A 24,622-nucleotide genomic window follows, 5' to 3' on the forward strand; every position below is an offset into this window, starting at 1 on the left:
CCCATTTCCGGTACATTCCCGGAAACGAATCGCGGGAGATCGCCCCGCCGAAAGGATTGCCGTTTCATGAGAACCAAATGCCTCATCATGGCCGGCCTTGCCACCCTGCTTGCGCCGTCGCTGGCCCTTGCCCATCCGCACATCTTCGCGGAAGCGCGCCTCGAGGTGGTCTCCGACGACAAGGCCGAAGTCAGCGAACTGCGAAACGTCTGGCGTTTCGACGAGCTGTTTTCGTCGAGCGTGGTGCTCGATTTCGACAAGAACTCGAATGCGATGCTCGATCCGGACGAACTGGCGGAAGTCGGCCAGACCGTGCTGGAGTCGCTGTCTGAGTACAATTACTACACGACGATCCTCGACAACGGCAAAACCATCAAGGTCAACAAGCCGGACAGCATCACCGTCGACTACAAGGACGGGCAGTTGCTGATGATGTTTGCCGTCAAGCCGGCCGAGCCGATGCCGCTCAAGGGCAAGCTTTCCTTCGGCGTCTACGATCCGACCATGTATACGGCGATGGATTTCGCGACCGACAACGACCTGACCGTCGTCGGCGACAAGATCAACGCCTGCGAGCACAAGGTCGTCCGCCCTGATCCCGACGAGGTTCTCGCCGAGAACAAGGACACGTTGACCGATGCCTTCTGGAGTGATCCGACCGGCACGGACATGTCGAAGCTCTTTGCAACCAGGATAGAGATCACATGCTGAACACCCGCAGGATCGGACGTCTGGTCACGGCAGCGCTCATCGTCACGGCGCTCTCCGCAACGCTTGCAGCGGCCCAGTCGCCGCTCGGCATCGGCACGGCCGAGCCTGCATTCAAGACGACCGGTTTCCTCGGCGGTTTCTTCGCCTGGGTGAACGTGGAGCAGCAAGGCTTCTACCGGCTGATGACCAACGCGCTGAAGGGCATGCGGGAAAACCCCTGGCAGCTCTGGTCGCTGGTCGGGCTCTCCTTCACCTATGGTGTCCTTCATGCCGCCGGCCCCGGCCACGGCAAGGCGGTGATCTCCTCCTACATGATCGCCAACGAGACCGAGCTGAAGCGCGGCGTGTTGCTCTCCTTTCTCTCCTCGATCCTGCAAGGCGTCGTCGCGATCCTTTTGATCGGCGCCGTCTATCTGCTGCTGCGCGGTTCGTCGATCAACATGACCACGGCAACGCGGTGGCTGGAAATCGCCAGCTACGCGCTGATTGCCGCTTTCGGCGGATGGCTGCTTCTGCGCAAACTGCGGTCGATGCTGCGTCCGGTCGCCGTGGCCTCAGTCGCCGGCGGCGGGCATATCCATCTCGCGCACGATCATGATCATCACGATCACCATCATCACGAACACGGCGGGCACCATGGGCACAGCCATGGCCCTGGCGAAGTCTGCGCGAGCTGCGGGCATGCGCACGCCCCCGATCCGTCGATGCTGAAGGGCGATCGTTTCGCGCTGCGGGAAGCCTGGTCGGCCGTTATCGCCGTCGGCCTGCGTCCCTGCTCCGGCGCGCTCATCGTGCTGTCCTTCGCGCTCCTGAACGGGCTCTATCTCGGCGGCGTGCTCTCGGTCTTCGCCATGTCGATCGGCACCGCGATCACCGTCTCGATCCTCGCGACCATGGCCGTCACGGCCAAGGGCGTTGCGCTGCGCTACGCGTCGAGCACCACGTCAGCAGCCCGCATCTCCAACGGCATCGAGATCGCCGGGGCGGCACTGGTTCTGATCCTGGGGCTCGTTTTGTTGGGCGCTGCGCTGCAGGGGTGAATCACCTACCCGACGGGCACCACAGAGGCATTTCGATACGCTTGAGTTCGAGGAAATAGCCGCGAAGCTCAGAAAGGACGGTTGGGCCATTAAGTACATATGGTCCGGGGAATCCGCCGCCTTCCAGTTCTGGCTTTCCGAGAAACATGGAATTGGAGCAAGCGACGTTAACGGTGGCTACTCGTTCTGGGTCGTCGATGACGACTGGACGCGGCCCTCCGGAGCGCGGAATGACTATGACGCATGGTATTCGTTCGGCTACTTGCTCGAAGATTGCCCGGAGTCAACGCCCGAACAAGCCGGTTTCACACGTGTGCCAACCAAAAAAAGCGCGTTTGAGCGAACCGGGCGCGAGCAAATCTGAGGCAACTCCCGCTCTCGCGACTTCTTGAGGCTAACTCACAGCCCGCGCTTGCGCTGGTAGCGGGCTCGGAGCCAGAACACCAGGAAGAAGGCCAGCACGAAGATCACGCCGAAGGCGGTGGCAAGCCAGGGCGAGATGTCGCCAAGCTTCAGCATGATCGACGGCAGCACGAAGAAGCCGAGGCCGGCAACGACGAGAATGATCGCAGCGGCGATCGCCGGTGACTTTTCCTTGTTCTGCATGACTTCCCTGCTGTTGTCTGGTGCGACCGAGCGTCAGGCGCTTACTTGGACGCCTTCCGCTCCAAGTCCGCACGTATATCTTCAAGCCGCCGCTTCTGGCGACCATCCTCGTCGAAGTTATCAGCTGCGAGCCAGGTTTCGAATGCGGCATTGAGCAGCGGCCATTCGCTGTCGATCATCGAGAACCATGCCGTGTCGCGGTTTTCGCCCTTGGAGATCATGTGCTGGCGGAAGATGCCCTCGAACGTAAAGCCGAGGCGCGCCGCCGTGTTGCGGCTTGCCATGTTTTCGCTGTGGCATTTCCATTCGTAGCGGCGATAGCCGAGATCCTCGAAGACGTGTTTCGCCATCAGATAATGGACTTCGGTCGAGAGCGGTGAGCGCGCCATGGCGGCACCATGGGCGACAGAGCCGACTTCGACGACGCCGTTGGCGGGATCGGCGCGCATGTAATTGGCCATGCCGACGACGATACCCGTCGCCTTGTCACGGAAGACCTCGGTGACCCAGCCGGATTTCTCCTGCGCCGCCGTCAGCCAGGCGTCGAAACCCTCGATGTCCCTGAAATCCGGCTGCGTGAAATACTTGAGCAGCGGATTGATCGCCATGCCGCCGAGACCGTCCCAGAGGTCCTGCAGATGCCGGTCGCGCTCATAGGGCTCGAGCTTGACAAAGCGCCCTTCGAGCGCGACGCCCTTCGGTGCCGGGCATCCTTTCCAGTTCTTCAGATCACGCATCGGCCGCTCCTCCGTTACCCCTTGCCCTTCGCAATAGGACAGAGTGGCGACCGATACAAATTCAAACTGGTGATGAACCCTGTTCAAACCGGTTATGAACCCTGTTCAAACTGGTGATGCACCCATGCGGGTCAGCCCAGAATGCTAGGCCCTCGCCGGCACCTTGGCGGCCGAAACGGTCGCTTCGATGTGATCGACCAGCGCATCCGGAAGACCGAGGCGGCCGGCCAGCAGGTCGAGATAGCCACGCTCCGCACGCGTCTCCGGCTCGATCGTCAGGCGCGATGCGGTATAGACCTCGACGCGCTCTTCTTCCGTCCTTGCTGCGCCGACGATCGCGTCGATATCGACAGGGTTGGCAAGCTCGCTTTCGAGGAAGGCGGCGGCATCGGCTGAAAGGCCGGAGACCGACAGTTTGTCCATGATGTGCTGACGCTCGGCCTCGTCGATGTGCCCGTCAGCGCGCGAGGCTGCGATCATCGCCCGCACCAGCGTCAGCGCGAAGTCGTGACTGACGGCCTCCGCAGACGCGAAGCCGGAATCGGCCGGCGGCGGCAGGAGTTCCGGTTCCCCCTTGGCAACGGTTGCGCCTCCCGGCGTGTTGCCGGCCTGATAGTTCTTGTAGGCCTGGTAACCGAGACCCGCGATGGCCGCGAGGCCGCCGAGCACGGCGGCATTGCCGGCCAGCTGGCGACCAGACTTGGTGCCGAGCAGGACCGCGGCGATGGCGCCCGTCGCCAGCGGATTGTCCTTGGCAAGCTGCGTTGCCTGGGTCGCGCGATCACGCACCGTGCCGCCGGCACCGGGCACCTGCGATCCCAGAAACTGATCCAGCAATTTCTTCGCGTCGAACATCGGGTTTCGCTCCTTGTCGGTTGGATTGTCGGTTCCGGGCGGTTGAGATCAAACGAAACGGCGCGCCGCCCGCGCTCGCGCCGTCGAATGGATTGAGACATAGGAACGTTGCAGGGGAAATACAAATTCGCGCCAGAGGCGTGTGGCCAACAAGGAGCGGGGTGACCGACGAAAAAAGCCGGGCTTACGCCCGGCCTTCAAATGTAGAAACAGTGCTTCCCGCTCAGCCCTTGAGGGCGAAGGCTTCGGCCGCAAGCTTGGTGATGCCGGCCCAATCGCCCTTGGCGACCAGATCCTTCGGTGCGACCCAGGAGCCGCCGACGCAGACGACGTTCGGCAGCGTCAGATAGTCGCGCGCGTTGGAAAGCGAGATCCCGCCGGTCGGGCAGAACATCGTGCCGGCCAGCGGCGAAGACAGCGACTTGAGATAGGCGGCACCACCGGCCTGTTCCGCCGGGAAGAACTTCATGACGTCGTAGCCTTCCTCGCGCAGGCCCATGACTTCGCTCGCCGTCGCGGCACCCGGCAGCAGCGGCACTTCGTGGTCGTTCGCGACATCGATCAGTTCCTGCGTCGTGCCGGGGCTGACGATGAACTTCGAGCCGGCTTCGACAGCCGCTTCGAATTGCGCGGCATTGAGGATCGTGCCGGCGCCGGCAACCGCGCCTTCCACTTCGTTTGCAACCGCGCTGATCGCTTCGAGCGCTGCCGGCGTGCGCAGCGTGATCTCGATCGCCCTCAACCCGCCGGCAACCAGAGCGCGCGCCAGCGGCACGGCGGTCGCGACGTCGTCGATCACCAGGACCGGAACGACCGGCTGCAATTTGAGGATGGAAAGAAGCCTGTCGGTTTTCGCGCTCATGCCGATCGTCCTTTTTAAAACGATTGAATATGCCCTCCGCATACTCCGCCGGCCACCGGTTGTCGAGACCCAAGGGCGCAAGTGTGCGGCATTCTCATGTAAGCTGAAGATAAAATATTACCTACAACAAAGAGATGACTTGAGCCTTCGCACGAAAGCGATAGTTTGATGACGGCGAGCCTATCGAAATGGCGGATTATCCATGGCGAAGGAAATAGAACGCAAGTTTCTGGTCGCGTCCGACGCGTGGCGAGAGCATGCGGACAAGGGCATCGACCTCAGGCAAGCCTATGTCGTCACCATGGACGACCGCTCGCTGCGCGTGCGCATCCACGGCAGCAAGTGGGCGCGCCTCACCATAAAAATCGGTAAGTCGGCGCTCGTCAGAAACGAGTATGAATACGATCTGCCACTCGACGACGCCCGCGAGATGCTGACGCAGGCGGTCGGCATCGTCATCGAGAAACGACGATATCGCGTGCCGCACAAGGGCTTCGTCTGGGAAGTGGATGTCTACGAAGGCGCGCTCAGGGGCCTGGTCGTCGCCGAAGTGGAGATGAAGCGCGAGACCGATGTGCCGGCACTGCCCAATTGGATCGGCCGCGAAGTCACCGGCGACCGCCGCTACTCCAACCAGGCACTTGCCACAGAGGGGCTGATGGAACCCCAATCATGACCTACGCCTTCCGGCCCGGACGGCCGTTCACCAACGATTTCCGCGCCATTGCCGCCGAACAACTCACGCAGGCGGTCATGACCCTCGAAGACCGCCCTGATGGCCTCCACGAGGCCATCCATGAGGCCCGCAAGAACTTCAAGCGCCTGCGTTCGCTCTATCGGCTCGTCGCCGCCGACGCGCCGCAATTCCAGAAGCACGAAAACGCGCGCATTCGCGACATGGCCCGCAATCTCTCAACCGTCCGCGATGCGGCAGCGCTGGTGGAAAACGCTCAATACCTGAGGGCATCGGCTGCCAGCGTCGAACAGGAGAAGGCTCTCACCCACATTTGCAAGCGGCTGGAGAAACGTCGCGACCGCATCGCTGCCTGCGAGACCGACATCGAGGACCGCGTTGCCGCAACCATCGTCACTTGTGAACACGCCCGGCAGGCACTGGCCCATGTCTCTTTTGACGATCGTCGCCGCAGAACCGCCGCCCGGCTGACGAAAGGCTGGCAGCAGACGCTCAAGCGCGCCGCCCACGCCAAGGAAGCCTGCGGCTCGAGCACCGAAGCCGACGCCTTCCACGAGTTGCGCAAGCGGGCGCAGGACTATCGCATGCATCTGGGACTTATGCGCGACACCTGGCCGTCTGCCATCCAGGCCAAGCGCAACGAGGCCAAGATGCTGGTCGACACGCTCGGCCACCTCAACGATCTCTCCGTCATGGTCCAGTTGATCAACGAAGATCCGGCGCTGGCCGGCAACAGCCAGGACCAGGCCCATCTCATCGCCGCCGTCATTGCCCGGCAGGAAACCTTGCGAGACGACGCGTTGACACTGGCAGCTACGGTCTTCCAGGAGCAGCCCGCCGAAGAGAGCCGGACGATCCGTCTGCTCTGGCTCGACGCCGCGCGCTAGCTGGCTCCCCGCTGTATTCAGGCGTCGAGCACCACCGCCAGGAAGACAAAACCCGCGGCGACGATCAGAGACACCACGTACAGCAACATGCGCCTTAGGGGTCTGCCGGCGAGATGGGCACGCCCTGGGGTCTGAGGGTCATAGCGTACGTCGACGCTTGTCCCGACGGGCTCGCCTGAATGAGGAAGCTCGGAGTCGAATTCGTGTGTGCGTCCCGCCCCGTCTGTGAACCGAATGATGGCGGTGTCGTAGTCCTCCCCGCTCGACACTTGGACGATCCGTCCCTTGGTCGATGTTCCACGACGCCGAAGCAGCGCGTCACGCCGCAGCTTCCATGCGATATCCAACGCAAGTCCCACTCCGACGACCGAGAAAAGCAGACGGACCAAGCGAAAGTCTTCGGCTAACCACGCATAGAGCGTGCTAAGGACGGCGCTCAGGTCCATGCCAGCTGCATTCGGATAGGATCGGGGGATTTGCCTGCGTGCACCCTCGCGCAGGAGTCTTCATTGTTACGCACCTTAGGTTTGCATGGCTCATAGGGCCCCAAGTGATCTGCGTCTCCTCCCAGCTGGCGGTCCCGATCTCTCACGCATTGATCTCGCAAACAGCTGCGGCGCTCGCGCAATTCCGAAATCGCGCCTCCACCCTTTTTAGGTGAATATTAGCATCCAATTGTTTCTTGAACATGATGCGGAACCAAGACGCGATGCGATCGCGTCTGCGGTTTCCCGCCGGTTCATTCAACTCATTTCATCGTGACCTGCAGCGACAGAGTGCCCCTCTCGCCTGCCGCGATTGCGCTTGCGGCGCGAAAGCTGTATTTGCACCGGCCATGACCGACATTTCCACCACCCCGCGCCCTGAGACCCATGGTGAGACCCACGGCCAGTTTCTGGTAGCCGCGCTCTATCATTTCGCAAGCTTCCCGCGCTTCGCCGAATTCCGCGAACCGCTGCAGGCCGTCTGCGACGAGAACGGCGTCAAGGGCACGCTGCTCATCGCCCATGAGGGCATCAACGGCACGATCGCCGGCACCGATGCCGGCATCGCCGCCGTGCTTTCCTTCCTGCGCGCGCAGCCGGAGCTTGGAGCGTTGGAGCACAAGGAAAGCCGGGCGTCCTCGATGCCATTTCTGCGCATGAAGGTGCGGCTGAAAAAGGAAATCGTCACGATGGGTGTCGAGAACATCGACCCCAACAAGATCGTTGGTACCTACGTCGATCCGAAAGACTGGAACGCGCTGATCTCCGATCCCGAGACGATCGTCATCGACACGCGAAACGACTACGAGACGGCAATCGGCATCTTCAAGGGCGCGGTCGATCCGCAGACCAAGACCTTCCGCGAATTTCCGGATTGGGTGCGCAACCACACCGGCCTGCACAACAAACCGAAGATCGCCATGTACTGCACCGGCGGCATCCGCTGCGAGAAGGCGACCGCCTTCATGAAGGAGCAGGGTTTCGACGAGGTCTACCACCTCAAGGGCGGCATCCTGAAATACCTTGAAGAAGTGCCGCAGGAAGAAAGCTTGTGGGAGGGCGCCTGCTTCGTCTTCGACGATCGCGTCTCCGTCACCCATGGCCTTGAAGAAGGCGAGCACACGCTCTGCCACGCCTGCCGCCAGCCGCTGACCAAGGCCGATCTCCTCTCGCCGCACCACGAGGACGGCGTTTCCTGCATTCATTGCCACGAGGTCCGCACCGACGAGGACCGGGAACGCTACCGCCAGCGCCAGAAGCAGATTGAGCTTGCGAAGAAGCGCGGCGAGCGCCACCTCGGTAGCTGAGACTTCGGGTTCGCACCCCCTCGGCGCAGTGAAGGAGGCCCCTCATTCGCGCGGTGGGGCCCCCTCATCCGCCTGCCGGCACCTTCTCCCCGCAAGCGGGGCGAAGGAGACAAGTGGCACCCGCTCGGCTCAATAATAAGCACCCCAGATATTCGGTCGACTGCAGCCCCGTTCGGCAACGCCGGCTGCTTTGGGCACGTCCCCTCGCCCCGCCTGCGGGGAGAGGGTTAGTCCTCGGGTTTAACCCCAGGAGAGGGGCAAATCCGCTGTCGCAGCAGCTACCCCGGCAACGCCTCGCATTCATCCAGCGCCAACGCGCTGCGGTCCCATTCATGGCGGCTGCGGGTGAAGATCGCATCGGTCGGCTGGAACACTGAGGGATCGTCGAGCGTGCCGGCGTAGATCGACCAGCGCCAATCGTCCGGCGGTCCGGAGCCGAAGACCTGGCTGCCGCAGGTTTCGCAGAAATTACGGATCGAGGCATTGCCGTTTTCGGCGCGTGTCTCGTAGCCGCGGCAAGTGCCTGACATCACCACGTTCGCGCGATCGAAGATCATGTAGCAGCAATGGCCGGTTCCGGTGGTGCGCTGGCAGTCGCGGCAATGGCAGAAGCCGGAATAGAGGGGTTGCCCCTTCGCCTCGTAGCGGATTGCGCCGCAGAGGCAGCCGCCTTTCATCACACTCATGTCGCGCCCTCCTCAAAGCGTCAGGAGGATAACCGGGCGAAACTTGCGGTCAAAGAAAAACCGCGCGCCGGGATTGCAGCGCGCGGTTGCTGTTTCGATCAGACAGAGAAGCTTACCAGCTCGGGATCAGCGCGCCCTTGAAGGTGTCGTTGATGAAGGTCTTCACCTTTTCATCATGGTAGGATTCGACCAGCGTCTTCACCCACGGCGCATCCTTGTCGGCCTTGCGCACGGCAATGACGTTGGCATAGGGCGACTTCTCGCCTTCGATCGCGATCGCGTCCTTCTTCGGATGCAGGCCGGCTTCCATCGCGTAGTTGGTGTTGATGACGGCCGCATCGACATCCTGCAGCGAGCGCGGCAGCTGGGCGGCATCAAGCTCGGCGAAGGTGATGTTCTTCGGGTTCTCGGTGATGTCAGCCGGGGTCACCTTGAGACCGGCCTCTTCCTTGACCTTGATCAGGCCCTTGGAGGCGAGAACAAGCAGCGCGCGGCCGCCATTGGTCGGATCGTTCGGGATGGCGATCGTGGCGCCGTCCTGAAGTTCGTCGAGGCTCTTCACCTTCTGCGAATAGACACCCATCGGGGTGGTGATGGTGGTGCCGACGCTGACGATCTCGAAGCCGCGATCGGCGATCTGGTTGTCGAGATAGGGCTGGTGCTGGAACGAGTTGGCATTGAGGTCGCCATCGGCGAGCGCCTGGTTCGGAACGACGTAGTCGGAGAATTCGAGGATCTCGATGTCGAGGCCCTTGGGTGCCGCGACTTCCTTCACCTTCTCCATGATCTGGGCATGTTCGCCCGGCGTGACGCCGACCTTGATGGTCTCGGCAAGCGCCGTGCCAGCGGTGAGAGCGGCAATCGCTGCCGCGATGATAAGCTTCTTCATGGATGTCTCCTTGTTTACGTTCAAGTCTTGGGAGGAAATCAGGTCTTGCGGTTTTTCTTGTCGAAGCGCCGCGCCAGTCCGTCGCCGGCGCTCTGCACAAGTTGCACCAGCACGATCAGCACGATGACGACGACGAGCATGACGTCGGGCATGAAGCGCTGATAGCCATAGCGGATGCCGAGGTCGCCGAGCCCACCGCCGCCGACGGCTCCGACCATCGCCGAATAGCCGATGAGACTGACGGCGGTCATGGTGAGAGCCAGGGTCAGCGCCGGCCGCGCTTCGGCCAGCAGCACCTTGAAGACGATCTGCATCGGGGTCGCGCCCATGGCGCGCGCCGCCTCGATCAGCCCCTTGTCGATCTCGCGGATCGCCGCTTCCACCAGACGCGCGACGAAGGGGATCGTCGCAATCGTCAAAGGCACGATCGCCGCCTTGGTGCCGATCGAGGTGCCGGTCAAAAGCCGGGTGAAGGGAATGATGGCGACGACCAGGATGATGAAGGGTGTCGAGCGCGTGGCGTTGACGATCAGCCCGACGATGCGGTTCAGCGTCGGCGCCGGGAAGAGCTCGCCCTTGCCGCTGGTCGCGAGAAAGATGCCGATCGGCAAGCCGATCAACGAGCCGATGAGGCCGGCGACGGCAACCATGTAGATCGTGTCGACGGTGGCGCCGCCGATGCGCAAGAGAATATCAGGCGACATAACCGAGCACCTCCGTGACCAGACCGTTTTCGGTGAAGAAGCGTTCGGCGCGACCGGATGTCTCGGCATCGGCGCCGTAGGCAACGACCAGCGAGCCATAGGGCGCGCCGCCGATCTCGTCGATCGTGCCGGCGATGATGTTGACCTCGGCACCGACCGATTTGATCAGCTGCGAAATCAGCGGCTTCTCCGCCGCGGCACCAAAGAAGGTGAGCCGCACGACAGCGCGATCGCCTTGGGACGGCTGCGGTTTCAACGCGCGAGCCACCGCATCCGGAAGCTTCGATCCCGGCAGGCCCGAAAGCAGCGCCCGCGTCGTCTCATGCTTCGGGTGGGTGAAGACGCCGAAGGTATGGCCGCGCTCGACAATGCGGCCGTGATCGATGACGGCGACATCCGAGGTCACCGCCTTTACCACTTCCATCTCGTGGGTGATGAGCAGCACCGTCAGGCCGAGTTCGGCATTGATGCGCTTCAACAATTCGAGGATCGACTGCGTCGTCTCCGGGTCGAGCGCGGATGTCGCCTCGTCGGAAAGCAAGAGTTTCGGCTCGGTCGCGAGCGCGCGGGCGATGCCGATGCGCTGCTTCTGGCCACCGGAGAGTTCGGCCGGGTAGCGCCCGTGCTTGTCAGCAAGGCCGACGAGATCGAGCAGCGGCCGCACGCGCTGTTCGATCGCGCGTTTGTCCATGCCTGATATCTCCAGCGGCAGCGCGACATTGCCGAACACGGTGCGCGAGGAGAGCAGGTTGAAGTGCTGGAAGATCATGCCGACAGAGCGGCGAAGCGTGCGGAGCGCCACCTCGTCAAGCCCGCCGACGTCGACGCCGTCGACCAGCACCTTGCCGCTGCTCGGCTTCTCCAGGCCGTTGACCAGACGGATCAGCGTCGATTTGCCGGCGCCGGACCGGCCGATGATGCCGGTGATCGAACCACGGTCGACCGTCAGCGAGACGTTGTCGAGCGCGGTAAAGGCGCTGCTGTTGCCGGAGGCGGGAAAATGCTTGGAAACGCCGTCGAAGACGACGGCCGCGTCAGCCGGTGACGTGGCTTTCAAGGGGGAAACGCTCATCGTTCGGAGATCCCCGAAAGAGGCGGAGTCGGAATGTGCGGGTACATAAGTGCTCTCGGATGTTCAAAACTCGTGATCCCGGCAAAGTCGGGATGGAAGGCGCGTCCGGTCAGGCCGACATTCGACAACGCATTCGGAACAGGGAGCACTTCTCTAGCATCAAGAAACCAGTCAGTTCAACTTTGGCGGCACATGGCCCGCATGCGACATAATCTACGGCTCTTATGGAGAATCGTCCGGGCGTTTCACAGGCATTACATTCCTGAATTTGCGGCGGAACAGCAAAACCATGCTCTTTTGCTGCGGGCTCGCCCGAGAAGCGCCACATCGCGGCGCCACCACCTTGGAAATCCTCGTCCGGACGGACTGCGCCCGCAGGCATTTCATGGTAACGGGCGGGACCACGGGTTACGAGGTAGGAAATGCGCATTGTCTTGACCGGGAGCTCCGGCCGCATCGGCCGGGCGATCTATAACGCACTTGCAGCCGACCATCACGTCATCGGCATCGACCGCACGCCTTTCGGCACGACCGCGATAGTCGGCGATCTCGTCGACGGCGAATTGCTGGAGCGGGCCATGGAGGGGGCGGATGCCGTGATCCATACGGCTGCGCTGCATGCCCCGCATGTCGATACGGTCGCCGACCAGGAGTTCGAGCGCGTCAATGTGATGGGCACGCATCTGGTGATCGCCGCAGCACAAGCTGCCGGCGTCGGCCGCATCGTCTTCACCAGCACGACGGCTCTTTACGGCCACGCGGTCACGGAAGGCGGCTGCGCCTGGATCACCGAGGAGACGCCGCCCAAGCCGCACACCATCTACCACCACACCAAGCTTGCGGCGGAAGCTCTGCTGGAAAACGCTGCCGATCGCGCCCTGCACGTGCGGGTGCTGCGCATGTCGCGCTGTTTCCCAGAGGCGGCCGACCGCGTCGCGGGCTACCGGCTGCATCGCGGCATCGATGCGCGCGACGTGGCTGCGGCGCATGTAGCCGCACTCGACAATGGCGGCCGTGCCTTCCAGCGCTACATCATCTCGGGCGAAACACCGCTGCTACCGACCGACTGCCGCCGCCTGGCGGAGGACGCTGCCGGGCTCTTGCGCGAGCGCGCGCCAAAGATGTCGCAGGCCTTTGCCGAGCGCGGCTGGGCGCTGCCGGCGACGATCGATCGGGTCTACGATCCGAGCGCTGCGATCGAAAAGCTCGACTGGAAGCCGCGTTATGGCTTCAAGGAAGTGTTGGCCCAACTCGACCGGCAGAGTCTGGAAGTCCTGCCCGTCCGTCGATGATGGAGGAGTAAAGCTGCTTCAGGAGAGCCGCATCGGCCCTCCTGTCGCCACGCTTGTCGCGGGCGGATCGAGCCGCCAGCGCAATCGTCAGCCGTGGTTGCCCTTGGGGAATTCTTCGGCAAGCGCCTTGTACCACTCGCCGCTCTTCTTGATGGTGCGCACCTGCGTGTCGTAGTCGACATGCACGATACCGAAGCGCATCTTGTAGCCTTCGGCCCATTCGAAATTGTCCATCAGGCTCCAGGCGAAGTAGCCGCGCATCGGATACCCTTCGGCAATCAGGTCGGCCGTGACAGACAGATGGTCGGCGATGTAGTGGAGTCGCGGCTGGTCGTCGACGATGCCGTTCTCGACGCCCATGTTGTAGCAGGCGCCGTTCTCGGTGATGTAGCAGTCGGGCAGCTGGTAGGTCGCGTTGAGCGTCCTGACCAGGCTACCGAGCGCGGGCGCATAGACCTCCCAGCCGATATCCGTCTTGGTCTCGCTCACCGCCTTGGCGTTGATCGTCGCCGGATACTCCGCGCTCTTCGCCGGGTCGGCGCTAACCCGCATCGGCGTGTAGTAGTTGAGCCCCCACCAGTCGAGCGGCCGGGAGATCGTCGCCATGTCGCCGTCTTCGATCGCGGGCATGCGGTGGCCAAGCGCGCTCATGAAGCTCTCGGGGTATTCGCCTCTAAAGATGGGGCCGAAGAAGACACCATTGTGGAAGTCGAAGGCCCGTTCGGCTGCTGCCGTGTCGGCCTTGCTGTCGCTGCCCGGGTACACGGAGTGCGCGTTGATGACGATGCCGGCAGGCAGGTTCGGCTGCTCCGAACGGATGGCATCGACGCCGAGCCCGTGCGCCAGGTTGGTGAAGTGCAGCGCGTGAAGGGCTGCATCCATGCTGCGCTCGCCCGGCGCATGGATGCCGTAGAGATGGCTCAGCCACACCGAACACCAGGGTTCGTTGAAGGTCGCAACCGCGTCGAGGCGATCGCCGAGGCGGGCGATCACCGTCTTGGCGTAGCGCTGGAAGGCGTAGGCAGTCGTGCGCGCCGTCCAGCCTCCCTCGCCCATTAGCGCCAGCGGGAGATCCCAATGGTAGAGCGTGGCGAATGCCTTAATGTTGCGGGCCTTCAGCCCGTCGACGAGACGGTCGTAAAAGTCGAGGCCTTTTTCATTGATCGGGCCAGTGCCTTCGGGAATGATGCGCGGCCAGGCGATCGAGAAGCGGTAAGCCTCGACGCCGAGGCTCTTGATCAGGTCCAGATCCTCGTCGAGCCTATTGTAGTGGTCGCAGGCGACATCGCCATTGTGCCGCCCGAAGACGCGGCCCGGCATGTTGGAGAAGGCGTCCCAGATCGACGGCTTGCGGCCATCGGCCTTGGTGGCACCTTCGATCTGGAAGGAGGCGGTCGCCACCCCGAATACGAAGTCACCCGGGAAACGCTGGGCCAGGATCTTGGGATCGGTCATCTCTCTGCCTCGTCTTGTTCCGGCCCCGCCGGAAACGGGACCATGTTGTTTTCTTTGTTTCGCGGGCCGACCTAAAGCCGTGCTGGAAAATGTCAACTCGCGAAAAAGGGCGGGAATGCCCCGCCCCTTCGCCGGTTCTTGTGCTCCGCTACACCTTTACCCACGCACCATTTCGTTTGGATGACTGGACGCAGGCGTCAACGAAGACCATGCCCTTCATGCCATCGCCGATGGTCGGATAGGTGACGGCGGCATCGACCTTCTCGCCCTTGCGCTTGGCGAAGATCGCGCGCGCCGCTTCCGTGTAGATATTGGCGAAGCCTTCGAGGTAACCTTCCGGATGACCGGACGGGATCCGGCTGACGCGGTTTGCCGCAGCACCCGCCCCGGCACCCGCCCGGGTGAGCAGCCGCTTCGGCTCGCCGAACGGCGTGTGCCAGAGATAGTTCGGGTCCTTCTGCGTCCATTCGAGGCCACCCTTGGTGCCGTAGACGCGCACCATCAGGCCGTTCTCGTGGCCGGGCGCGACCTGGCTGCACCAGAGCAGCCCCTTGGCGCGCTCGCCGTCCTTCGCCTTGAAGCGCATCATCACATGCGCATTGTCATCGAGCTGACGACCGGACACGAAGCTGTCGAGATCGGCCGAAAGCTCCTCCAGTTCGAGACCGGAGACGAAGGCGCCGAGATTGTAGGCGTGCGTGCCGATATCGCCGGTCGAGCCACCGGCGCCCGAGCGCGCCGGATCGGTGCGCCAGGCCGCCTGCTTCTGACCGGACTGCTCGATGTTTTCGGTCAGCCAGTCCTGCGGATATTCCATCTGCACCAGCCGCACCGCGCCGATCTCGCCATTGGCCACCATCTCGCGCGCCTGCCGCACCATCGGATAGCCGGTGTAGTTGTGCGTCAGCACGAACAAGGCATCGCTGTCCTCGGCCGCCTTCTTCAGTTTCTTCGCGTCTGATAGCGTCGAGGTCAGCGGCTTGTCGCAGATCACGTGGATGCCGCGCTTCAGAAACTCCTTGGCCGCGGCATAGTGCACGTGGTTCGGCGTGACGATCGCCACTGCCTCGATGCCGTCCTTCAACTTCGCCTCGCGGATCGCCATTTGCTTGAAGTCGGAATAGACCCGCGACGGATCGAGCCCGAGTTCACGCCCCGAGTTTTCCGCCTTCTCCGGTGTCGACGACAGGGCGCCCGCCACGAGCTCAAAGTGATCGTCGAGCCGTGCCGCGATACGATGCACCGCGCCGATAAAGGCGCCGGAGCCGCCCCCCACCATGCCGAGCCGGATGCGGCGCTCACGCTTCTCGCTCGTTCCTTCGATTGCCATTGCCTTCTCCCCTGTTTCCGTTCGTGTGTTCCATTTGTGTTGTGCGGTCTGCCCCTCATCCGCCTGCCGGCACATTCTCCCCGCGCGCGGGGAGAATGTGCCGCTCGCCAGGCCCCAAGCAACTCTCTCTAAGAGCGCTGCAGGTGCACTCGCAGCCACAGTCCGCGTCCCCTCTCCCCGCAAGCGGGGAGAGGGTTAGGGTGAGGGGCAAACGCTACCTCAGATTCCCAGTATGCGTCGGTTGGCGGCCTCGTCCGTGCCGCCGCCGGCGAAGTCGTCGAAGGCCTTTTCGGTGACGCGGATGATGTGGTGCTTGACGAAGTCGGCACCCTCGCGCGCGCCATCCTCCGGATGCTTCAGCGCGCATTCCCATTCGACCACCGCCCAGCCGGCAAAATCGTTGGCCGCCATCTTCGAAAACACCGCGCCGAAATCCACCTGGCCATCGCCGAGCGAGCGGAAGCGCCCGGCCCGGTTGACCCAGCCCTGATAGCCGCCATAGACGCCCTGGCGTCCGGTCGGATTGAACTCCGCATCCTTGACGTGGAACATGCGGATGCGATCCTTGTAGATGTCGATATTGTCGAGATAGTCGAGGCACTGCAGCACGTAGTGCGAGGGGTCGTAGAGCATGCAGGCGCGGGCGTGGTTGCCGGTGCGCTCCAGAAACATCTCGTAGGTGATGCCGTCGTGCAGGTCCTCGCCCGGATGGATCTCGTAGCAGACATCCACACCACAATCCTCGGCATGGTCGAGGATCGGTTTCCAGCGCTTCGCCAGTTCGTCAAAGGCGGTCTCGACGAGGCCGGCCGGCCGCTGCGGCCAGGGATAGACGAAGGGCCAGGCAAGCGCGCCGGAGAAACTCGCCATCGCGTTCAGCCCGAGGTTCTTCGAGGCAGTCAGCGCCAGCTTCACCTGCTCAACCGCCCAGGCTTGGCGCGCTTTCGGGTTGCCGCGCACTTCCGGTGCGGCAAAACCATCGAAGGCTTCGTCATAGGCCGGGTGCACGGCGACGAGCTGACCCTGCAGATGGGTCGAAAGCTCGGTCACCTCGACGCCGTTGGCGCGCGCCTTGCCGGTAAACTCATCGCAATAGGTCTTCGAGGTCGCTGCCTTCTGAAGATCGATCAGCCGCGCGTCCCAGCTCGGGACCTGCACGCCTTTGTAGCCGCAATCGGCCGCCCATTTGGTGATCGCGTCCCAGGAATTGAACGGCGCCGCATCGCCGGCAAACTGCGCAAGAAAGAGCCCTGGCCCCTTGATGGTCTTCATCCCGATTTTCCTCCCGATGAAACGGCCATTGATGATGTCGGCCTGTCCGGTCAGTCGGCGACAAGGAGGTACAATGCACCTTGTTTTCGCCACAACTGGCGGACCTGAAACGTTGCAGGCGCCAAAGCTAGCAGATTTTCAACAGGGGGCAACTGGTGAAGGCACAGATTCCCGAGAGATTTGTAATCGATTTCATATTGCAGCCCACCTGCGTCGCCGGCAACCCGCAGTCGTCGCAACCGGCGGCCCAGAGAGACCGGGCCGCCGCGCGCGCAAACTCTCGAGAGTGCTTAGACGTAGCGGTTGACGATGTTTTCCAGCAGTTCCTGCTTGCCGGACTTCGGCTGCGGGTTGAGGTCGGACTTCAGCACCCACGCCTCGATTTCTTCCAGCGAGAAGCCGCCGTCGAGCATCTTCTTGGCTTCCGGCACCTGCCAGCCGGCGTAGCGGCTTTCGAGCGGAGCGGAGAGCGCCTTGTCCTCGATCATCTTCGCCGCCGCCTTCAGGCCGCGGGCGCAGCAGTCCATGCCGCCGATATGGCCGATCAGCAGGTCTTCCGGGTCGATCGACTGGCGGCGCAGCTTGGCATCGAAGTTGGTGCCGCCGGTCTTGAAGCCGCCGCCTGCGAGAACCTGATAATAGGCAAGCGCCATCTCCGGAACGTTGTTCGGGAACTGGTCGGTGTCCCAACCGGACTGGTAGTCGTTGCGGTTCATGTCGATCGAGCCGAAGATGCCAAGCGCATTGGCAAGCGCCAGCTCGTGCTCGAAGGAGTGGCCGGCAAGGATCGCGTGGCCCTGCTCGATGTTGACCTTGACCTCGTTTTCCAGACCGTAGTTCTTCAGGAAGCCGTAAACCGTCGCGACGTCGTAATCATATTGGTGCTTGGTCGGCTCCTGCGGCTTCGGCTCGATCAGGATCGCGCCCTTGAAGCCGATCTTGTGCTTGTACTCGACGACGAGATTGACGAAGCGGCCGAGCTGGTCGAGCTCGCGCTTTAGGTCGGTGTTGAGCAGGGTCTCGTAGCCTTCGCGCCCGCCCCAGAGCACGTAGTTCTGGCCGCCGAGGCGCTTGGTTGCGTCGAGGCAGGTCTTCACGGTCGCGGCGGCAAACGCGAAGACGTCCGGGTCCGGATTGGTCGCGGCACCCGACATATAGCGCCGGTTGGAAAAGAGGTTTGCCGTACCCCAGAGCAGGTTGACGCCGGTCTCGGCCTGCTTTTTCTCGAAGTGGTCGACGATCTCGTTGAGATTCTTCGTGTTCTCCGCGAAGCTCTTGCCTTCCGGGCGCACATCCGCGTCATGGAAGCAGTAGAAGGGCACGCCGAGCAGGTCGAAGAACTCGAAGGCGACGTCGGCTTTCAGCTTCGCCGCGTCCATCGTGTCCTTGAACCAGGGACGCTCGAAGGTCTGGCCGCCGAAGGGGTCGCCGCCCGGCCAGACGAAGGTGTGCCAGTAGGCGACGGCAAAGCGCAAGTGGTCTTCCATACGCTTGCCGAGAACAACCTCGTCCTTGTTGTAATGACGGAAGGCGAGCGGGTTGGCGCTGTCGGGGCCCTCATATTTGATCTTGGCGATATCGCCGAAAAATCCTGTGCTCACGGGTTTGGCTCCTCTCAAGAGTGGTGTCGGCCGGCATCGCCCATCCGATAGGCGCGGCCATTACGTGGAAGGTAATTGGTTTCATTCCCTCGACCGGCGATAGCTGGGGCATCGAAACGCCAAACGAAAGGAACACTTCGATGCACGACTTCAACGCGATTGCCGAAGCCTACATTGCCGCCTGGAACGCCACCGATGTCGCAAGCCGCTCGGCCCTGATCGAGAAGACCTTCAGCGCCAACGTCAGCTATCGCGACCCGATCATGCAGGGCGACGGCCATGCCGGCATCGATGCGCTGATCGCCGGCGTCCAGGGGCAGTTTCCGGGCTTCCGCTTCACGCTGAAGGGCGACGCCGACGGTTTTGCCGATACGATCCGCTTTTCCTGGGCGCTCGGCCCGGAAGGTGTCGCCTCGGTTATCGAAGGCACCGATGTCTGCCAGATCGAGAACGGTCGCCTGAAGACGATCACCGGTTTCCTCGACAAGGTGCCGGCGCGCTGAGCGACCGGCACTCAAGCCGGACTTGCGGCGCAGCGTCGTCATGACGCGGCACCCTTGATCGCCGGATAGAGCCGACGGTAGCGCTGGTAGGTCTCCTCGTAGACCGAAACCAGCGACACCTCGGGCGCGATGGTTTCGGCGGTGCGCGGGGCGTAGCAAGTCGCCACCGGATCCGCACCGGTCGCGGCGATGAGGCCAAGGCGGGCAGCACCGAAGGCGGCACCGAAGTCGCCATCGGCGGGCAGATCGACAGGCAGGTTGAGTGCCGTTGCGATCGATTTCAGCCAGTAGCGCGAGCGCGATCCGCCGCCGATCGCCGTCAGCCGCGAGAGCGTCGTGCCCGCGGCGCGGAGCGCTTCCAGGCTGTCGCGGATGGCGAAGGACACGCCCTCCATCACCGCCTGTGTCAGCACCACGCGGCTGCTTTCGTGGCCAAGGCCCACGAAGGCGCCGCGGATCGCCGCATCGTTGTGCGGGGTGCGCTCGCCCGAGAGATAGGGAAGAAAGGTCACGCCGGAGGGCGCCTTGATGTCGTCGCCGAGTTCCGAGCTGAGCTCCGCCGCACTGCGACCGGCGATGCCCGAGTACCAGTTGAGCGCATCGGTCGCCGACAGGATGACGCCCATCTGGTGCCACGTGTTCGGCAGCGCGTGGCAGAAGGCGTGTACCGCGCTCTCCGGATTGGGCAGGTAACTGGCGTTGGCGGCAAAGAGCACGCCTGAGGTGCCGAGCGAGACGAAGGCATGCCCCTCGCCGACCGTGCCCATGCCGCACGCAGACGCCGCATTGTCGCCGGCGCCGCCGGCAACCACGACGTCACCGGAAATCCCCCAGCGGGCGCTAAGTTCCGGCCGAAGCTTGCCGGCCGCATCGGTCCCTTCGACCAGGCTCGGCATCTGCTTTTCATCCATGCCTGTGGCGGAAAGCAGGCTCTCGGACCATCGGCGCTTGCCGGTGTCGAGCCAGGCGGTGCCGGCCGAGTCGGACATTTCCGACATGTGTTCGCCGGTCAGCCACAGGCGCAGATAGTCCTTGGGCAGCAGCACCCAGCGCACCCTGGCAAAGATCTCCGGCTCGTTGGCCCGCACCCAGGCGAGCTTCGGCGCCGTAAAGCCAGGGAAGACGATATTGCCGGTGATTGCGCGGAACTGCGGATCGGCGTCGAGCGCTGCCGCCTCGCGGAAGCTGCGGGTGTCGTTCCACAGGATGCAGGGCCGAAGCACCCGGTCGTCTTCATCGATGAGCGTCGCACCGTGCATCTGACCGGAAAGGCCGATGCCGCGCACGGCCGCAAGTTCGTTGGGATGCGCTGCCTTCAGCCCGGCAATCGCCTCCTCGGTCGCCCGCACCCAGTCCGCCGGATCCTGTTCCGACCAGCCGGGATGCGGCCGGGAAACGTCGAGCGCGCCGGAGGCAGAACCGATGATGCGCTGGTCGCCATCGATGAGCATTGCCTTGACGCCCGAGGTGCCGAGATCCAGTCCGAGATACATGCTTGCCTCCATTGAGCAATTCCAGATCGGTTTGCCGTCCGGAACCGCGCAGTTCCAAATCGTTACGCCGGCTCGACCGGCAGGTTATCCCTAAGGAAAATCTCGATGCGGATGCGCTCCTGCGCTCCGATCACCGCGAGTCCATCCGCACGGGCCTTCAGCACGCGGATGGCGCTGCGCACCTCATGGCCGGCATCCTGATTGAGGAGCGCGTCCAAGGTGCCGGAGGCGAGTGCCGCGCGGCTATGCGGTGTCAGCTCGTGCGCGATGGCGCAAATATCAGCCTGACGCCCGGCCTTTTCGAGTGCCGCGATCAGGCCGCGATTGCCGGCGCCGAGACTGTAGATGCCGGCGAGGTCCGCATGATCGGCGACAAGCCCCGAGAGGAGCTTCTCGACTTCGGCAGGATCGTCATGACCCTCGACGACGGGCAGAAGCCGGCGGCCCGGGGCGCTTTCGGCCATCGCCGCGCTGAAACCTTCGAGGCGATCACGATGGTCGCGCACCAGCATCGCGCCGGCGACGATCGCGACCGATCCTTCGCGACCGCTGAGGAAACGCCCCATCAAGGTGCCTGCGGTCCGGCCGGCGGCGATGTTGTCGACGCCGGCAAAGTGATCACGCGACGATCCCGGCAGATCGGAGACCAGAGTCACCACAGCAATGCCGTCTTCGCGCAGCCGATCGACAGCTGCAACGACCTCGGGTGCATCGATCGCAACCACGGCGACGCCGGCAGGGGCGAGTGTCCGCGCCTTTTCCAGTGCCGCGGCCAGGGCCGCCCTATCGAAGGCCGGGACGGAGAGCATGGTGATTGCGGTGCGCTCGATCGCAGAGCGCACTTTCGCCGCTTCCACCTCGGCCGCAAGGCCGCGCATGAAGGTGTTGTCGCCCTCGGGCAGAATGAAGACCAGCGGGTAAATGCGGCTCTTGGCAAGATTGGCGGCGGCGACGTCGCGCACATAACCGAGCGTCGTTATGGCGCGCTCGACCTTGTCGCGGGTGACACCACGCACGCCGGGACGATTGTTCAAGACCCGGTCGACGGTGGCGAGACTGACCCCGGCTTTAGCAGCGATATCGTGAACTGTCGGACGCATGTTTTCCTCCGGGTTCTGCCTTTAGAGGAATTTCTGATGTACGTAAATCAGAAATCTTCAAAGCGGTGAAAACAGGCGTCCGTGCGCCGGCGGAAAGACGGCACGCTGTCACTTTAAACGATTGATTCTGATCGATTTAACGAATGTTGTGACACTTGCCAGATATTAGGCGAGCCGCTTGCTGAAAGCGGTAGTAAACGCGACCTCTCCGTGCGCGGAACCGGCCTCGGCCAACACTACGTCCATGAAGCCGTCGGTGACGCGCACAACCGCAAAGCCGCCCATATAGGCAGCCTTCGGCTTAATGAGGTCGAGCCCGCCCTGCCGGTAGATCATTGCGGTTTCGTGCTGGTGTCCGTGGAACAGGCCGATGACGTTGTAGCCTTTGAGCGAGTCGATCAGCGCCTGTCGCTGATCGACACTCCACCAATGCGGCGCGCCATCGCCTTCATCATCGAAGGTCTTCGCCTTCGTATCCCAGACCTCGGTCGAAAACGTATCCCAGCCATAGTGCTGGAACAGGATCACCGGCCGGCCGTCGCCGGCATATGCCGCGAGATCCTGTTTCAGCCAGGGCAGCGCGTTCACGGCACCCTTGGTCTCGTCACCGCCGAAGCGCTGCAGTTGCACGAGGTGCAGTCCGCCCCAGTCCCAGGAATAGCAATCCGACAGCGGGTCGTAGTTGGTCACCGGCACCGGCGGCTTGTAGAAGACCGTCTGGCGATGATTGAGTTCGACATAGTCGCGCAGCTCGCGGCGATACCAGTCGACATGCGGCGGCGGGCCGTCCTGGTCGAGGTCATGATTGCCGAGCCCGACAAAGACGGGCATGTGGACCCGATCGCTTCCTGCCCCTTCCTGATAGCGACTGGAGAACTGTTGCAGCTGCCGCCCTTCCCGCGGCCGGCGCACCTGGCCGCCGCCGTCGTCGGTGATGTCGCCGCCAAGCACCAGGCCGAGTGGCTTGCCGATCTGCCGTCCGGCGCTTGCCAGGCCACTCGGCTTGTCCGCCACCGTTTCCGGCCAGCGCATGGCATGCACCGCGTTGAGCGCCGCCACATGGCGCAGCAGGTTCGCGTCGGTCTTGCCTTCCGCCGCGCAGTTCGGCGCAAGCCCTTCGATCGAGACGAGGCAGGCATGGATGTCGTTGGAGAACAGGAACGTCGCATCGATGGCAGGAGCGGCAGCGCGACTGCGCGAGGCGGCAAGCCCCAGCCCGACGCCGGCAAGACCCGTCATGAAAGACCGCCGTGAGATAGCTGCCGAAACCCGTTCCTTCATCTCGCCGCCCCTCGCCATCGGTGGACGGGAGTGTGCAGCAAGGCTCGGCTCGCGTAAACCGTGCGGACTGGCCTCAGGATGGAAACGAGGAAAGACGGGCGCTCGCCCGGCTACCTGCCTCTCATGGTAAAGGATGATGGGCCGCCTCGACCCATCGTCCTCTTTGTTCTAGTGACCGCCGCCGCTGGGGCCGGCGCCCTGCGGCTTCTTGATCATCATCACACCGAAGATCAGCGACAGGAACAGCACCGTCAAAAGCACGAAGATATCGCCGAAGGACAGGATGATCGCCTGCTTCTGCGCCATGGCGGCAAGCTGCTTGACGGCGATCGTCGTGCCGTCGAGACCATGGGCGTTGAAGTTGGCGGCCATGTTGTTGAACCGCTCCATCGCCTCCGGGTTGCCCCACTGCACGTGCTCGGCAAGACGCGCGTAGTGGAAGTCCTGGCGCTGGGTCAGGATCGTATTGATGACCGCGAGCCCCACCGCACCGCCGAGGTTTCGGGTGAGGTTGAAAAGACCAGAAGCGCCACGCATGCGCGCCGGCGGCATGGTGCCGAGCGCGATGTTATTGATCGGCACCATGCAGAGCATCAGCCCGACGCCGCGCAGAATCTGCGGGATGAACAACTCGTAAAAGTCCCAGTCGGCGGTCAGATGCCCCATCATCCAGGTGCCGGCGGCAAAGCTGGTAAAACCGATCGTCATCAGCACGCGCGGATCGAGCTTGCCCGAGAGGATGCCGGCGACCGGCGCCGTGAAAAACATCGCAAGGCCCGAGACGAACATCGTCTCGCCGATCATCAGCGAATCGTAGCCGCGGATGCGACCGAGATAGAGCGGATAGAGATAGGTGAGGCCATAGAGGCCGATGCCCATGACGAAGGAGAACATCGAGCCGAAGGCGAAGTTGCGGTTGGCAAAGGCCCGGAGGTCGACGACCGGGAACTCCACCTTGAAGGCCCGATAGAAGAATATGACGGCGGCGATTGCCGAAGCGACCGCGCCGATGACGATGTGGTCGTCATTGAACCAGTCGTTGGTGTTGCCCTCTTCCAGCACATATTCGAGCGCGCCGAGGAAGATCGCCATCGAGGCCAGGCCCCACCAGTCGAACTTCTTGAACAGGCTGAGTTCCGGCTTGTCGAAGTCGATGAAAGTCCAGGTGAGCGTCGCGACGATGATGCCGGGGATGACGTTGACGAGGAACAGCCAGTGCCAGGAGAACGCGTGGCTGAGATAGCCGCCGACCGTCGGGCCGATCGTCGGCGCCAGCGTCGCGATCAGGCCGATGATCGGCGAGACGATGTTGCGCTTCGACGGTGGGAAGATGGTGAAGGCGGCCGCAAACACCGACGGGATCATGCCGCCGCCGATGAAGCCCTGGATGGCGCGATAGACGATCATCTGGTCGATGTTCGTGGCAGTCGCCGCAAGCGCGCTCGCCGCAGTGAAGCCTGCCGCCGAAACCGAGAACAAGACGCGCGTCGAGACGATACGCGCCAGCGTTCCCGAAAGCGGGATCATGATGACTTCGGCAATGAGATAGGAGGTCTGCACCCAGCCGATCTCGTCCGAGCCGGCCGACAGGCCCGCCTGGATTTCGGCGAGCGAGGCCGAGACGATCTGGATGTCGAGGATGGCCATGAACATGCCGACGACCATGGCGAAGAAGGCGATCAGCCTCTTCGGATCCATATGTTCCTCGACCTTCGGTGCGGCGGCCGCCACCGAACCTGCTGTTGCCGTTGCGGCCATCT

Annotated in this window: 24 protein-coding genes; 7 read left to right on the forward strand and 17 right to left on the reverse strand. The window is 63.1% G+C overall.

Going from position 1 to position 24,622, the window contains the following annotated elements:
* Positions 1-66 precede the first annotated feature (66 nt).
* Together V7S54_RS17285 and V7S54_RS17290 are read left to right on the forward strand one after the other, a co-directional pair.
* The gene (locus V7S54_RS17285; protein WP_065375412.1) at positions 67-711 is read left to right on the forward strand and encodes a DUF1007 family protein; all 645 of its coding nucleotides are present in this window, start codon (positions 67-69) and stop codon (positions 709-711) included.
* Complete coding sequence (locus tag V7S54_RS17290) at positions 705-1,751, forward strand: nickel/cobalt transporter (RefSeq protein ID WP_065375413.1); 1,047 nt, start codon at positions 705-707, stop codon at positions 1,749-1,751. The genes V7S54_RS17285 and V7S54_RS17290 overlap by 7 nt, the downstream gene beginning before the upstream one ends.
* Positions 1,752-2,150: 399 nt before the next feature.
* Here V7S54_RS17290 and V7S54_RS17295 read toward each other — a convergent pair whose 3' ends face one another.
* The 4 genes from V7S54_RS17295 to V7S54_RS17310 all read right to left on the reverse strand — a co-directional run bounded on the left by V7S54_RS17295 (position 2,151) and on the right by V7S54_RS17310 (position 4,811).
* Positions 2,151-2,357: a hypothetical protein gene (locus V7S54_RS17295; RefSeq protein WP_065375414.1), complete on the reverse strand. Its 207-nt coding sequence runs from the start codon at positions 2,355-2,357 to the stop codon at positions 2,151-2,153.
* A 41-nt stretch (positions 2,358-2,398) separates the two neighbouring features.
* Positions 2,399-3,094: a GNAT family N-acetyltransferase gene (locus V7S54_RS17300; RefSeq protein WP_065375415.1), complete on the reverse strand. Its 696-nt coding sequence runs from the start codon at positions 3,092-3,094 to the stop codon at positions 2,399-2,401.
* Between the two features lie 144 nt (positions 3,095-3,238).
* Positions 3,239-3,949, reverse strand: a complete 711-nt coding sequence (locus tag V7S54_RS17305) for a tellurite resistance TerB family protein (RefSeq protein WP_065375416.1) — start codon at positions 3,947-3,949, stop codon at positions 3,239-3,241.
* Between the two features lie 223 nt (positions 3,950-4,172).
* Positions 4,173-4,811: a 2-dehydro-3-deoxy-phosphogluconate aldolase gene (locus V7S54_RS17310; protein WP_058326863.1), complete on the reverse strand. Its 639-nt coding sequence runs from the start codon at positions 4,809-4,811 to the stop codon at positions 4,173-4,175.
* A gap of 202 nt (positions 4,812-5,013) precedes the next feature.
* On the opposite strand from V7S54_RS17310, the gene V7S54_RS17315 reads away from it, so the two are divergent.
* Together V7S54_RS17315 and V7S54_RS17320 are read left to right on the forward strand one after the other, a co-directional pair.
* Entirely contained in the window at positions 5,014-5,487 is a 474-nt protein-coding gene (locus V7S54_RS17315; RefSeq protein WP_065375417.1) for a CYTH domain-containing protein, read from the forward strand.
* Positions 5,484-6,392, forward strand: a complete 909-nt coding sequence (locus tag V7S54_RS17320; protein ID WP_065375418.1) for a CHAD domain-containing protein — start codon at positions 5,484-5,486, stop codon at positions 6,390-6,392. Before V7S54_RS17315 ends, V7S54_RS17320 begins: the two co-directional genes overlap by 4 nt.
* 17 nt (positions 6,393-6,409) lie before the next feature.
* On the opposite strand, the gene V7S54_RS17325 is transcribed toward V7S54_RS17320, so the two are convergent.
* Positions 6,410-6,838 carry a DUF3592 domain-containing protein gene (locus V7S54_RS17325; RefSeq protein ID WP_065375419.1) on the reverse strand — a complete coding sequence of 143 codons (429 nt, stop codon included), beginning with the start codon at positions 6,836-6,838 and terminating at the stop codon, positions 6,410-6,412.
* A 389-nt stretch (positions 6,839-7,227) separates the two neighbouring features.
* Between V7S54_RS17325 and trhO the strand changes: the two genes are divergently transcribed.
* Entirely contained in the window at positions 7,228-8,184 is a 957-nt protein-coding gene (trhO, locus tag V7S54_RS17330; protein ID WP_065375420.1) for an oxygen-dependent tRNA uridine(34) hydroxylase TrhO, read from the forward strand.
* Positions 8,185-8,462: 278 nt separating this feature from the next.
* Here the strand turns inward: trhO and V7S54_RS17335 are convergent, their stop codons facing one another.
* From V7S54_RS17335 to V7S54_RS17350, 4 genes are all read right to left on the reverse strand, one after another.
* Entirely contained in the window at positions 8,463-8,870 is a 408-nt protein-coding gene (locus V7S54_RS17335; RefSeq protein ID WP_065375421.1) for a GFA family protein, read from the reverse strand.
* Positions 8,871-8,982: 112 nt separating this feature from the next.
* Complete coding sequence (locus V7S54_RS17340) at positions 8,983-9,759, reverse strand: MetQ/NlpA family ABC transporter substrate-binding protein (protein ID WP_065375422.1); 777 nt, start codon at positions 9,757-9,759, stop codon at positions 8,983-8,985.
* A 38-nt stretch (positions 9,760-9,797) separates the two neighbouring features.
* Complete coding sequence (locus V7S54_RS17345) at positions 9,798-10,463, reverse strand: methionine ABC transporter permease (RefSeq protein ID WP_057254555.1); 666 nt, start codon at positions 10,461-10,463, stop codon at positions 9,798-9,800.
* A complete protein-coding gene (locus V7S54_RS17350) occupies positions 10,453-11,535 on the reverse strand; it encodes a methionine ABC transporter ATP-binding protein (protein WP_065375423.1) in 1,083 nt (360 codons plus the stop codon). The genes V7S54_RS17345 and V7S54_RS17350 overlap by 11 nt, the downstream gene beginning before the upstream one ends.
* 422 nt (positions 11,536-11,957) lie before the next feature.
* Here V7S54_RS17350 and V7S54_RS17355 point away from each other — a divergent pair, with 422 nt between their 5' ends.
* Positions 11,958-12,827 (forward strand): NAD-dependent epimerase/dehydratase family protein, encoded by an 870-nt coding sequence (locus V7S54_RS17355; protein WP_065375424.1) that lies wholly within the window; start codon positions 11,958-11,960, stop codon positions 12,825-12,827.
* An 87-nt stretch (positions 12,828-12,914) separates the two neighbouring features.
* On the opposite strand, the gene V7S54_RS17360 is transcribed toward V7S54_RS17355, so the two are convergent.
* The 4 genes from V7S54_RS17360 to xylA form a co-directional block, all read right to left on the reverse strand.
* Positions 12,915-14,282, reverse strand: a complete 1,368-nt coding sequence (locus V7S54_RS17360; RefSeq protein WP_065375425.1) for a GH1 family beta-glucosidase — start codon at positions 14,280-14,282, stop codon at positions 12,915-12,917.
* Between the two features lie 148 nt (positions 14,283-14,430).
* On the reverse strand, positions 14,431-15,612 hold the full coding sequence (locus tag V7S54_RS17365; protein WP_065375426.1) for a Gfo/Idh/MocA family protein: 1,182 nt from the start codon (positions 15,610-15,612) through the stop codon (positions 14,431-14,433).
* 219 nt (positions 15,613-15,831) lie between these two features.
* The gene (locus V7S54_RS17370; RefSeq protein WP_065375427.1) at positions 15,832-16,884 is read right to left on the reverse strand and encodes a sugar phosphate isomerase/epimerase family protein; all 1,053 of its coding nucleotides are present in this window, start codon (positions 16,882-16,884) and stop codon (positions 15,832-15,834) included.
* A gap of 290 nt (positions 16,885-17,174) precedes the next feature.
* Entirely contained in the window at positions 17,175-18,485 is a 1,311-nt protein-coding gene (gene xylA / locus V7S54_RS17375; RefSeq protein WP_065375428.1) for a xylose isomerase, read from the reverse strand.
* 140 nt (positions 18,486-18,625) lie between these two features.
* On the opposite strand from xylA, the gene V7S54_RS17380 reads away from it, so the two are divergent.
* The gene (locus V7S54_RS17380; protein ID WP_065375486.1) at positions 18,626-18,988 is read left to right on the forward strand and encodes a nuclear transport factor 2 family protein; all 363 of its coding nucleotides are present in this window, start codon (positions 18,626-18,628) and stop codon (positions 18,986-18,988) included.
* Positions 18,989-19,026: 38 nt separating this feature from the next.
* Here the strand turns inward: V7S54_RS17380 and xylB are convergent, their stop codons facing one another.
* From xylB to V7S54_RS17400, 4 genes are all read right to left on the reverse strand, one after another.
* On the reverse strand, positions 19,027-20,481 hold the full coding sequence (xylB, locus tag V7S54_RS17385) for a xylulokinase (protein ID WP_065375429.1): 1,455 nt from the start codon (positions 20,479-20,481) through the stop codon (positions 19,027-19,029).
* A gap of 62 nt (positions 20,482-20,543) precedes the next feature.
* Entirely contained in the window at positions 20,544-21,581 is a 1,038-nt protein-coding gene (locus V7S54_RS17390; RefSeq protein ID WP_065375430.1) for a LacI family DNA-binding transcriptional regulator, read from the reverse strand.
* A 165-nt stretch (positions 21,582-21,746) separates the two neighbouring features.
* On the reverse strand, positions 21,747-22,820 hold the full coding sequence (locus V7S54_RS17395) for a metallophosphoesterase (RefSeq protein ID WP_065375431.1): 1,074 nt from the start codon (positions 22,818-22,820) through the stop codon (positions 21,747-21,749).
* Between the two features lie 210 nt (positions 22,821-23,030).
* Positions 23,031-24,620, reverse strand: a complete 1,590-nt coding sequence (locus tag V7S54_RS17400; RefSeq protein WP_065375432.1) for a DHA2 family efflux MFS transporter permease subunit — start codon at positions 24,618-24,620, stop codon at positions 23,031-23,033.
* Positions 24,621-24,622 lie beyond the last annotated feature (2 nt).

The sequence above is a fragment of the Ensifer sp. CCNWLY38 genome, assembly GCF_037120565.1.
GTDB classification, from domain to species: Bacteria; Pseudomonadota; Alphaproteobacteria; order Rhizobiales; family Rhizobiaceae; genus Ensifer; species Ensifer adhaerens_H.

Coding starts and splice junctions, on each gene's coding strand:
- V7S54_RS17285 (WP_065375412.1), top strand. CDS start 67: ATGAGAACCAAATGCCTCATCATGGCCGGCCTTGCCACCCTGCTTGCG.
- V7S54_RS17290 (WP_065375413.1), top strand. CDS start 705: ATGCTGAACACCCGCAGGATCGGACGTCTGGTCACGGCAGCGCTCATC.
- V7S54_RS17295 (WP_065375414.1), bottom strand. CDS start 2,357: ATGCAGAACAAGGAAAAGTCACCGGCGATCGCCGCTGCGATCATTCTC.
- V7S54_RS17300 (WP_065375415.1), bottom strand. CDS start 3,094: ATGCGTGATCTGAAGAACTGGAAAGGATGCCCGGCACCGAAGGGCGTC.
- V7S54_RS17305 (WP_065375416.1), bottom strand. CDS start 3,949: ATGTTCGACGCGAAGAAATTGCTGGATCAGTTTCTGGGATCGCAGGTG.
- V7S54_RS17310 (WP_058326863.1), bottom strand. CDS start 4,811: ATGAGCGCGAAAACCGACAGGCTTCTTTCCATCCTCAAATTGCAGCCG.
- V7S54_RS17315 (WP_065375417.1), top strand. CDS start 5,014: ATGGCGAAGGAAATAGAACGCAAGTTTCTGGTCGCGTCCGACGCGTGG.
- V7S54_RS17320 (WP_065375418.1), top strand. CDS start 5,484: ATGACCTACGCCTTCCGGCCCGGACGGCCGTTCACCAACGATTTCCGC.
- V7S54_RS17325 (WP_065375419.1), bottom strand. CDS start 6,838: ATGGACCTGAGCGCCGTCCTTAGCACGCTCTATGCGTGGTTAGCCGAA.
- trhO (WP_065375420.1), top strand. CDS start 7,228: ATGACCGACATTTCCACCACCCCGCGCCCTGAGACCCATGGTGAGACC.
- V7S54_RS17335 (WP_065375421.1), bottom strand. CDS start 8,870: ATGAGTGTGATGAAAGGCGGCTGCCTCTGCGGCGCAATCCGCTACGAG.
- V7S54_RS17340 (WP_065375422.1), bottom strand. CDS start 9,759: ATGAAGAAGCTTATCATCGCGGCAGCGATTGCCGCTCTCACCGCTGGC.
- V7S54_RS17345 (WP_057254555.1), bottom strand. CDS start 10,463: ATGTCGCCTGATATTCTCTTGCGCATCGGCGGCGCCACCGTCGACACG.
- V7S54_RS17350 (WP_065375423.1), bottom strand. CDS start 11,535: ATGAGCGTTTCCCCCTTGAAAGCCACGTCACCGGCTGACGCGGCCGTC.
- V7S54_RS17355 (WP_065375424.1), top strand. CDS start 11,958: ATGCGCATTGTCTTGACCGGGAGCTCCGGCCGCATCGGCCGGGCGATC.
- V7S54_RS17360 (WP_065375425.1), bottom strand. CDS start 14,282: ATGACCGATCCCAAGATCCTGGCCCAGCGTTTCCCGGGTGACTTCGTA.
- V7S54_RS17365 (WP_065375426.1), bottom strand. CDS start 15,612: ATGGCAATCGAAGGAACGAGCGAGAAGCGTGAGCGCCGCATCCGGCTC.
- V7S54_RS17370 (WP_065375427.1), bottom strand. CDS start 16,884: ATGAAGACCATCAAGGGGCCAGGGCTCTTTCTTGCGCAGTTTGCCGGC.
- V7S54_RS17380 (WP_065375486.1), top strand. CDS start 18,626: ATGCACGACTTCAACGCGATTGCCGAAGCCTACATTGCCGCCTGGAAC.
- xylB (WP_065375429.1), bottom strand. CDS start 20,481: ATGTATCTCGGACTGGATCTCGGCACCTCGGGCGTCAAGGCAATGCTC.
- V7S54_RS17390 (WP_065375430.1), bottom strand. CDS start 21,581: ATGCGTCCGACAGTTCACGATATCGCTGCTAAAGCCGGGGTCAGTCTC.
- V7S54_RS17395 (WP_065375431.1), bottom strand. CDS start 22,820: ATGACGGGTCTTGCCGGCGTCGGGCTGGGGCTTGCCGCCTCGCGCAGT.
- V7S54_RS17400 (WP_065375432.1), bottom strand. CDS start 24,620: ATGGCCGCAACGGCAACAGCAGGTTCGGTGGCGGCCGCCGCACCGAAG.